The 1,089-nt window shown below is 49.4% G+C and carries 1 rRNA gene; it reads left to right on the top strand.

The features are described from left to right. A 23S ribosomal RNA gene (locus FTU01_RS15465) occupies positions 1-1,089 on the top strand; the annotation flags it as partial.

Here is a 1,089-nt window from a genome sequence, read left to right as displayed (position 1 = left end):
GAAAGACGTGATAGCCTGCGAAAAGCTCCGGGGAGGCGGCAAATATCCTGTGATCCGGAGATGTCTGAATGGGGAAACCCACCGGCTATAAGGTCGGTATCATAAACTGAATACATAGGTTTATGAGGCGAACGCGGAGAAGTGAAACATCTCAGTATCCGTAGGAAAAGAAATCAATTGAGATTCCCTCAGTAGCGGCGAGCGAAAGGGGAACAGCCCATTAAGTCATATCAGTTTTAGTGGAATGCTCTGGGAAGTGCAACCATAGTGGGTGATAGTCCTGTACACGAAAGGGCTGATATGATGATGTCGAGTAGGGCGAGGCACGTGAAACCTTGTCTGAATATAGGGGGACCATCCTCTAAGGCTAAATACTCCTGACTGACCGATAGTGAACCAGTACCGTGAGGGAAAGGCGAAAAGAACCCCTGTGAGGGGAGTGAAATAGATCCTGAAACCGCATGCATACAAGCAGTGGGAGCCACTTTGTGTGGTGACTGCGTACCTTTTGTATAATGGGTCAGCGACTTATATTCAGTAGCGAGGTTAACCGAATAGGGGAGCCGTAGAGAAATCGAGTCTTAATAGGGCGTTTAGTTGCTGGGTATAGACCCGAAACCGGGTGATCTATCCATGAGCAGGTTGAAGGTTGGGTAACACTAACTGGAGGACCGAACCCACTGTCGTTGAAAAGCCAGGGGATGACTTGTGGATAGGGGTGAAAGGCTAATCAAACTCGGTGATAGCTGGTTCTCCCCGAAAGCTATTTAGGTAGCGCCTCGGACGAATACCATTGGGGGTAGAGCACTGTTTCGGCTAGGGGGTCATCCCGACTTACCAAACCGATGCAAACTCCGAATACCAATGAGTACTATCCGGGAGACAGACTGCGGGTGCTAACGTCCGTAGTCAAGAGGAAAACAATCCAGACCGCCAGCTAAGGTCCCTAAATCATAGTTAAGTGGGAAACGATGTGGGAAGGCATAGACAGCTAGGAGGTTGGCTTAGAAGCAGCCACCCTTTAAAGAAAGCGTAATAGCTCACTAGTCGAGTCGGCCTGCGCGGAAGATGTAACGGGGCTAAAACTAT

The sequence above is a fragment of the Acinetobacter sp. YH12043 genome (assembly GCF_013419915.1).
Classification (GTDB): Bacteria; Pseudomonadota; Gammaproteobacteria; order Pseudomonadales; family Moraxellaceae; genus Acinetobacter.
This window is presented reverse-complemented; position numbering and strand designations above follow the sequence as displayed.